This window comes from Trabulsiella odontotermitis (assembly GCF_001297775.1).
Lineage (GTDB): Bacteria > Pseudomonadota > Gammaproteobacteria > Enterobacterales > Enterobacteriaceae > Trabulsiella > Trabulsiella odontotermitis.
This window is the reverse complement of the sequence record NZ_LIFX01000024.1, coordinates 1-9204: the sequence shown is the minus strand read 5'-3', so window position 1 is coordinate 9204 and position 9204 is coordinate 1. Positions and strand designations below refer to the sequence as shown.

The window sequence follows — 9204 nt, the reverse complement described above, 5'->3', positions numbered from 1 at the left end:
GCTTTCAGCGCTTCCAGCCCTTCGATACTCTCAATCAGCAACCCCTGCTTGAGCGAGATTTCACGGATGTTCTCTTCCATGTAGCGGCCCAGCGGCCACTGAATAATCACGCTGGCAATGAGGATGATGGGGATCGCCGCCAGCGGAACATACGCCAGCGCGCCGCCAATCATGTAGATGATGAACATGAACAACGCACAGAACGGCAGATCCGACAGCGTCGCCAGCGTCGCGGAGGTGACGAAATCGCGCACCGCTTCAAAATCACGCAACTGGTTGGCAAACGTCCCGGACGACTGCGGTTTATTCTCCATGCGCATCGCCATCACCTGGCGGAACAGCTTCGCACCGAGGATCAGATCCGCTTTTTTCCCGGCGACATCAATCAGCCAGGTGCGCACCTGGCGGGTGGTAAATTCAAAAACGATGGCGATGATCACGCCCACCGCCAGCGACCATAACGTGACGTATGCCTGCGTCGGGATCACGCGGTCGTATACGTTCATGGTGAAAAAGGTGCTCGCCAGCGTCAGCACGTTCGCCAGCAATGCTGCCAGTGCTGCGCTGTAGAAATAGCGGCGATAGCGCCAGAGGGTCGAAAACAGCCAGTGGCCTTCGCCCGGCCCTTTTGGTAACAGCTGATCATCCGCGCGCGCATCCAGTTTGGGTTTCGGCGTCGCCACCAGGGCGTACCCGGCGTAGATTTCCAGCAGATCCGCTTCGGCAAGCATTAATGCGCCGCCGCTTTCCGGGACCACCACCTGATACAGGTAATGACCGCGTTTTCCCCGGCGGGCCGTCAGAATGCAATAGGTTCCGTCTTTACGGGCAATCAACAACGGAAAAAGATAAGAAGACAGTTTATTCAGATCACGCTTTACCCAGCCCGCAGAAATACCGACCTGTTCCAGCATGCGCAAGGCAGTTTCGGGATCAAGTCTTTCKGTACGGGGTAAACCGGAATATAAAACTTCCTTRCTTACCAGTTTTGTGTGATGCGCGCAAATCCACTCCACRCCCCACAGAAGTGAATCTTTTCCGTGGTCTTCTATATTTTCGAAATGAGAAGAGGAGGACATTTCAGCCGCAGAATTCTGAACATTCATTATTGTTCCCTGGCCTACGTAATACTGTAAAGCGATGCGATAGATACGTTGCTTTTCCTTTGCTTGTTATATCACAACGCCTGCTATTCCTGCTCAATTTTCGTCTAGGAATAGCCTTATTTAGCACCCTTTAAAATTAAGAAAAATTAGGAGTTTACCGCTTAACTTACCGACTTTCCGGGTATTAAAAATTGAGAGAAATTCTCTGTTTTTATCAGCAATAAAATGCCACGAAGTCTGAAAAACAAATAATTGCCAGGATTCGAGAAATTATCCTAAGAATATCTTTCGATTATTAATGAATTGTTATATTCATGTCACTCTGAGGAAATATAAATAATTATGTGATTGATCGCATACATTTAATAAGGCATAAAAAAACGGGCCCCTTTCGGCGGCCCGCTTTACGGTAAGCAGTATGACTCAGTTGCCTCTGACCAGAATATCAACGCGACGACTGTTCACGTTACATCCGGCATCCTGCTGACTGGCGCGAGTCCCGCACCCTTCAGCCGTCTGTGCCACGCCCTGCCCCATGGTGTTGTTGATCATCGCAGGTTTGATGCCCTGATCGATCAGCAACGCACGGACGGTGCTGGCGCGCGCTTCAGAGAGACGCAGGTTGGCGTCACGGTTGCCGATGGCGTCGGTAAAACCGATCAGCTGAATTTCGCTGACGTTATTGGCTTGCTTAATAAACTTCACCACGTTATCCAGCTTGCTGCGTGACGCAGGCAGGATCCCCGCCGCATCGCTCTTCGCGAAGCGGAACAGAACCTGTTCCTGAATCAGCACCACACCACTGGTGTTGATGTAATTACAGCTCTTCACCTGCGATGCGCGGTTCACAAGGCGGGTGTGTTTTTGCAGGCGGTTCAGAATCGACTCTGCCTGCGGGCGCTCTTCCAGTGCAGCCGTGTTGCCGGTTGTGCCGGGGTTAACCTGCACAAAGTAGGTTTCACCGCCCTCGGCAGGCAGTTGCTGCGTCGGGTTTTGTTTACCCTGATAAAGCGGGTGATCGTTGAAAACAGATTCGATTGCATGCGCACCCGGCGTCACGCAAAAGACAGTAAACTCACCTGGCAGTAACGCAGACTGCAATTCACGGTCTACGTAGACCGTCGCCGGCACGCTTCCCTGTGGATAGTACATCACCACCTGTGCCTGTTCAGGTACCACTGCTGCAACCGGGCGGTAAGGTTCAGCCGACGCCACAGACGCGCCAGACCCTGCCAGCGCGCAGAGAATCAACGTGAATTTGCTAAAACTAAAACAGCTTGCTTTCATTTTTCACTCCCGGATTAACCCAGTAATTCATCGATAAATAACAACATCCAGACAATTCGCCTCACTTATCCCCTCCGTCGCGCCCTGACTGCGGGCGCGAACAGATAGCCCGCCATCCGGAGATGGCGGGGATTACCGGGTTAAATCGTGATCTGGTTGTTCTGCAGCAGAGTGACCAGATCGGTCTGTACGTCTGCCAGGGTGACAACCTGCGTGAAGCCATGCTGTCCGCCCTGACCATCACGGTCGATGCTGATGACCGTGTCGTTACCGACCACTTCTGTCTTCAGGTAATTCTCAAGCCCTTTCGATACCGCATCCAGCTCCGTCTTACCGTTGTTCTCGAAGAAGGAGATTGGACCGCTGTAATCCAGCAGATCGCTGAGGTTGAGCGTATCGGCGTCACTGTCAGTTGCCACGTTGCCCACGTTGAAGCAGTGAACCACGTCGTGACCGTTGCCGCCGGTACTGTCATTACCCATGCCATCCAGCACCTTGTACATCAGCGTGTCGTTACCACCGTTCATCAGGTAGAAGGTGTCATCACCTGCTCCGCCCTCAAGAACGTTATCCGCTGAGTTATCCGTGATGACGTCATCACCGCTGGTACTGATAAGCGTGGTGATGTTTTCCAGCTGCTCGCCTGCGGAGTTGAAGCCGGTCCACAGGTTGGCGGTCATCCCTTCGCTCAGCGAGCTGAAGTTCGCGGTGCCGGCACTGTTCGCGCTGCTCAGAATCAACTGGTGGTTAGCCAGCAGCGTCGCGAGGTCGGCTTCCGTGTCCGTCAGCGTCAGCAGTGTGGACGCGCTGTAGGCGCCGCCGCTGCCGTCGCGGTCGATGGACACGACAGTATCCTTACCGTTGTAGGTCACCGTCAGGAACTGACCGATGGTTTCACCCGCATCGATGGTGGCAACACCGTTGATGTAGTGAGCCGCACCGTCCGCGCTTGCAGAGTAACCAACCAGCAGGTTGCTGACGTCGATAGCATCCGCGCTGCTCGTCGCTTCTACCGTACCGACCCAGAAGCCGTTGACCGTATCGCTACCGTTACCGCCAGTACCGTTACTGCTTCCGCCTGCCTGGACCTGGTACATCAGGGTATCCTGACCACCACCATTCTTAGCATTGTCGAGATTGAAGATGTCATTCCCGCCGCGGCCTTCGAAGTAGTTGTTGCCTGCGTTACCGGTGAAGGTATCGTTACCCTGACCACCCGCCAGACCTTCGACGTTCACGAACCGGGCGCTACCAAAGCCCGTGTTCTGCATGGTCGTCTTGTTCAGGTCAATGGTCAGCGCGGCGTTGCCTGCCAGCTTGTAGTCAACGATGTCGAGACCACCGGTGTTGCTCCAGGATTTCACGCCGGAGACGGTTTGCGTACCGCCTGCACCGTTGTACAGGTCATTACCCAGGGTCGCGAAGAAGGTATCGTTATAACCGGTACCCACAATACCCGTGGTGTTGGTGCCGCCGGTGGTGCTGGCGTTCGCCACGTTAGTTTCGGACTCTGTGGTCAGTACGTAAGCCTGGTTAGCTTCACCCGCTGTCAGTCCTGCCCACGCCTTGCTGACGTTCTGGACGGTTGTGCCGTTCACCGACGCAACACCGCCGACGTTCTCAACCGCACCGCCGCTGGAGCGCAGGATCACCGCGCTGTACGACTTGCTGGCATCCAGACCGTAGAAGTCCACCATAGCGGTACTGTCGTTCGTCTGGTTACCGGACTGGGCGTTGATCATCTGCGTTGCCACCACAGCACCTGTCGCTTCATCAATCAGCTGTACGGTGTTGCCATACAGTGAGTTGATACCACCCTCATCGAGGATGCGCAGGTGGATAGCCGAGCCATACGAAACATCGTTCTTGTTCTCGATGTACGTAGTGGTACCACCGCTGGTGAAGATCAGCAGATCACGGTCACCGTCCCAGTCAATGTCGATAGCGACACTACCGGTTACCTGCTGAGCGGTTGACGAACCACCGATGGTGGTTTTACCAACCTGCGTCAGCATATTGGAGGTGGTAAAGCTCGTCGAACCGCCCGTCGAGGTGTTGGTGTACAGGTTCACCGCGCCGGTCGCTGCCGACTCACGGATACCGCCCGACGTGGATTCCATCCCCGGCATTTCGATGATGTCCACCTTGCCGTCGTGGTTCCAGTCCAGCGCCAGGGAGGCCCCGCCTGCCAGCGTATCGTTGAAGGTGTACATCCCGGTCGGGTTACCGATGCCGTTGTTATCCGGGTCGCTGAACATCAGCTTGCCGGTACCGTCGTTGAAATGAATACGGCTGGCATACTCGCCGGCGTTGTTACCTGCCCCCGACGCCGAGGTGGTGCTTTCGCTACCACGGCCCAGGAACAGATCCATGTAACCGTCGCCGTTGAAGTCGCCCCAGGTCATCGCCACGCCGTTACCAATGTTCGGATCGCTATCAGTACCACGCTGGAACACGTTATCGACGACCTGCGTCACCTGCCAGTTGCCGTTGTTGGTGCCGTTTACGACAACCAGACGTGCCTGGTTTTCGCTTCGTGCGGCAGAGTTGTCCGTTGCCCCTGGCTTGTCGATACGAGAACCATCCGCAACGATGTTCTGACTGTGCATCACAAAGTCGACGATACCATCGTTGTTGATGTCCACGCCCGACAGTTCCATATCCGGCTGCGACTGATCCAGACCGATAGGCTCATGGCTGGAGTCAGCGGAATAGTCTGTGGCGAATGTGCCGTCTTTATCCATGCCGACGATGGTGCCGTCGTTGTTCAGAACAATCTGCGAACCATAACCGTCACGAATTGCAGAGTCGTTCGGCGTCTGGTCGCCGTTGACCATATCAACATAACCGTCACCGTTCTTATCAATGGCGATGATACCACCATACCAGCTCCAGGTATTCGCACTGCCATCAGTGTTCGCATCACCAGCGAAGTCGCCAGTTTGTGGCGAATTCGTCCTTGCTCCTACCTGATAGGCGACATAGCTGGAACCGTTGTAGTAGAACATCTGCTGACCATCATTATAGTTACTGTCAACAGTAAACAGATCCATCAGTCCATCACGATTGTAGTCGATGAAGGTGGCGTTCTGTACGTAGTTGTTGGCGTCATAGCCCGAGCCGGAGTTACTCACCAGTTTCGTCGTCGTAAAATCGCCTAGAGAGGACGAAGATGTCGCAGTCGAATCCAGCATGGTCTGGTTAGTATGGATACGCCATACACCATCTTCGCTCAGCGTTACCGACGTTGCTTTCTGATCCGGGTCGCCACCACCGGCACCCACCGTCACTTGCGGTGTCGGCGATACAATCAGTTCATTGGTCGTATCGTCAGTGGTGATGCGTACCCCTTCCGCCGAGTACAGCACCGAGGAAACGTCGTATCTGCCTACCGCCAGCGCATCGCCGTCCGGGATCTGGACATACCAGGTGTTGTTACGCGGGTCGACCACTACCTGTCCGTTCTGCGAACTGTAGGTCTTACCGTTAACCGTCACCTCGACGTACTCACCCGGCTGGATTTCAAAACCGGTGTAACCGGAAATGATCGGTGTCGTATCCAGCGTATCCTGGGCGTTAACGATCACAGTCAGATCCACCGTCAGCGTGAAGTTGCCGGACGTGGTGCCTTCGTTACCGGCGCTATCCGAGACGACCGCACGGAAGTTATAGGTCGTATTGTCATTCAGCGCAGGCAGTTCGAAACTCCAGCTGTCACCGCTCACCGTTGCCGTACCAAGCAGCGTATTGGTGTTGGCATCGTAGATACGAACCTCATCACCTGCTTCCAGCGCAGCACCGACGATCTTGCCGTTCAACACCGGCTGGCGGTCGTCAGTGGAGGTGTTCGGGCCCATGTTGCCAGTGTCCATGCCGACGTTGTCGGTGTAACTGGTGATGGTAACGGTCTGGGTCGGCGGATCCAGGTCGATCGTCAGTGAGAAGGCCGGGCTCTGAGCAGATTCGTTACCGGCAGCGTCAACGGCTGACGCGGTAAACTGATACGTCTTCGTATTTTCAAGACCCGACACATCCAGCGTCCAGGTGTGCTGACCACGATCCAGCGTCGCGTTACCGAGGAAGATGCCATCCTGGTAGATCTTGATGTATTCCGCAGAACCCAGATCGCCCGTCCAGCTGCCTCTCAGAACCGGCGACGTATCGTCAGTGCTGCTGCCGCTGGTGGTTATCACACCCTTGTTAGTACCGACATCATCCAGATAGCCGTCAATGGCCAGCGTAATACCCGGTGCCTGTGTATCGACGGTGATATTCACCGGTGATGTTGGCGCGCCAGTGTTACCCACGCTGTCAGTAACGGTGGTGGTGAACTGATGTGCACCATCCGCCAGTTCTGTCGTCGGCGTCCAGCTCCAGTTACCGAAGTTATCCACCGCGGCACTACCGATGACGGTTCCGTTATCGAGGATGTTGACGATGCCGTTTGGCTCCGCCTTACCTGCGAAGGTCGGTTTGTTGTCATCGGTGACGTCGTTGTTGCTCAACGTACCGGTGATGGTACCGACGTCGTCAGTGATCGTGAGATCCGTGACCGCACCCGGTGCCGTCGCATCAATTTCGATGCCGAACGACGGGCTCTGCGCACTTTCCTGACCGGCGGTGTTTTTCACCGTGACGGTAAAGTCGTACGTGCCATCGGCCAGTGCAGGCTGCGGCGTGAAGGTCCAGTTACCACTCGCATCCAGCGTGGTTGTACCCACAACCTGGTTACCGTTGTAAATGGTCACGATGTTGCCAGCCACGCCCGGTGCGGTACCGTGCAGTGTCGGTGTGGTGTCTTTGGTCACGCCGTTGATAGCCAGTTCGACATTCGCCGAACCGGTATCGTCGGTCATGCCATCAATCACCGGCGCCGCAGGCGGGTTAGACAGTGTTACGTCGTACGTGCCTGACGGTTTCGCCTCGTTGCCAACGCTGTCAGTTTCGACGACAGACAGTTGGTTAATGGAATCCGCGTACAGGGATTCGGACGGCGTCAGTGTCCATCTGCCGTTGACATCCACAATGGTGGAACCCAGTACCTTGGTGTTACCGTCTTTATCCGTCGTGTACACGATAATGACGTCACCCTGTTCAGCACCGGTACCCCCGATGACCGGACGCGGATCGTCCAGCACGCCGCCGTGCGAGACCGAACCCTGCACCGTACCATAGTTGTCGGTCACGGTGTCGATAGACACCTTGCTGACATCCGGTGAGGTGTAGTCGGTATTCACCACGAAGTCCGAAGACTTGTCGCTGACGTTACCGGCTGCATCTTTCGCTGTGACGTAGAAGGTGTTCTTGCCTTCAGGCAGTTTGCTGCCCGGCTTGAAGTTCCACGCCCCGCTGCTGCTGACCGTTGCAGAACCGATCAGCGTACCGTCTGCGGTATAGATGTTGACGATGCTGTTCGCTTCTGCCGTACCGTGCAGAATTGGCTGCGGATCATCGGTATAGCCGTTGTTGCTCAGGTCATTCTGAACGGCACCCACCTGATCTTCTGCGTAATCAATCGTCGGACGGTTTGGCGCCGCCGTATCCACGCTGAAGTTGAAGGCGCTGGACGTATCTTCCTGACCCGACAGATCTCTTGCGGTTGCTGTGATGCTGTGTGCACCGTCACCCAGGTTAGTCGCCGGTGTGAAGCTCCAGGTTCCGTTTGCTTCCGCGGTGGTGGAGCCCAGAACCGTACTGCCATCTTTGATGGTGACAATACTACCTGCTTTCGCCATACCGGTGATTTCCGGACGGGCGTCGTCAGTCACGTTATCCGCTGCCACATTACCAGTAATCGCACCCACATCATCCTTCACGTTAGTGATGGTGACCGATACCAGCGAGGTATCCACAATAACCGTCGTACCGGTATTTACCGGGCCCAGGTTGCCTGCAGTATCTTCAGCACGCGCCGTAAAGGTGTGCTGGCCATCTGCCACTGACGTGGTGGTGTAGTTCCAGTTACCCGAGGCATCGGCGGTTGTTGAGCCATTCTCTACGCCATCGACGTAGATATGGACAATACTGCCAGACTCGGCGATACCGCTGATCTTCGGCGTTGCATCGTTAGTGGTATCACCATTGTTCAGGTTACCAATCTGCGGCGCCTGATCGTCGGTGACCACGAAGTCAGACACAGCACCTGGTGCGCTGGTATCCACCGTGACCGGGAAGCCTCCGGTTTGCGGGCTCACCTGACCGATGCTGTTAACGGCTTCAGCAACGAATGTGTGCTGGCCATCTGGCAGTATCGGCGTGGTGTAAGTCCAGTCGCCATTGGCATCCGCCGTGGTTGAACCCAGCAGCGTTGTGCCATTGACACCACCGTAGATATTGACCGTCACGCCCGCTTCGGCGGTACCGGTCAATGTCAGGGTATTGTCGTTGGTCACCTCGTTGCTCTGCAGCGCACCGGTGTGTTGCGGCACATCATCAACAACGCTGGTCAGCGTCGGCGGCAGCGGTTGTCCGCCAGCGTCAATCTGAATCACGTATTCCGCCGAAGGCGATGTTTCATTACCCGCTTTGTCGGTTTCTTTCGCCGTCAGTCGGTATGTGCCATCCGCCAGCGCCGTGTTGACTTGCAGTGACCAGGTACCATCGCTCTGTACGATTGCAGAACCAATAATGGTGCTGCCGTTGTACACGGTGATAATGTCGCCCTGTTCCGCGCCCGTCCCCTTAATCAGCGGTGTGTTGTCGTCCGTTACGCTTCCGGAGGCAATATTGCCCGTGACCGTCCCCGCGTCATCAATGACGTTGGTAATGCTCACTTTGCTGCTGTCCGGCGGTGTGAAGTCCAGCGTCAGTT

The 9204-nt window shown here is 55.6% G+C and carries 3 protein-coding genes; all 3 read right to left on the bottom strand.

Going from position 1 to position 9204, the window contains the following annotated elements:
• A partial coding sequence (locus tag AOY23_RS21135; RefSeq protein WP_268807335.1) for an ABC transporter transmembrane domain-containing protein occupies nucleotides 1-914 on the bottom strand: 914 nt, incomplete at its 3' end.
• 615 nt (nucleotides 915-1529) lie between these two features.
• Entirely contained in the window at nucleotides 1530-2393 is an 864-nt protein-coding gene (locus AOY23_RS21130; RefSeq protein WP_081005698.1) for an OmpA family protein, read from the bottom strand.
• Nucleotides 2394-2533: 140 nt separating this feature from the next.
• A complete protein-coding gene (locus AOY23_RS21125; RefSeq protein ID WP_235501694.1) occupies nucleotides 2534-9166 on the bottom strand; it encodes an Ig-like domain-containing protein in 6633 nt (2210 codons plus the stop codon).
• Nucleotides 9167-9204: the final 38 nt, after the last annotated feature.

Bases quoted from the DNA above. Each gene is read 5' to 3' on its own strand.
- AOY23_RS21130 (WP_081005698.1), bottom strand. From the start codon at position 2,393: ATGAAAGCAAGCTGTTTTAGTTTTAGCAAATTCACGTTGATTCTCTGC.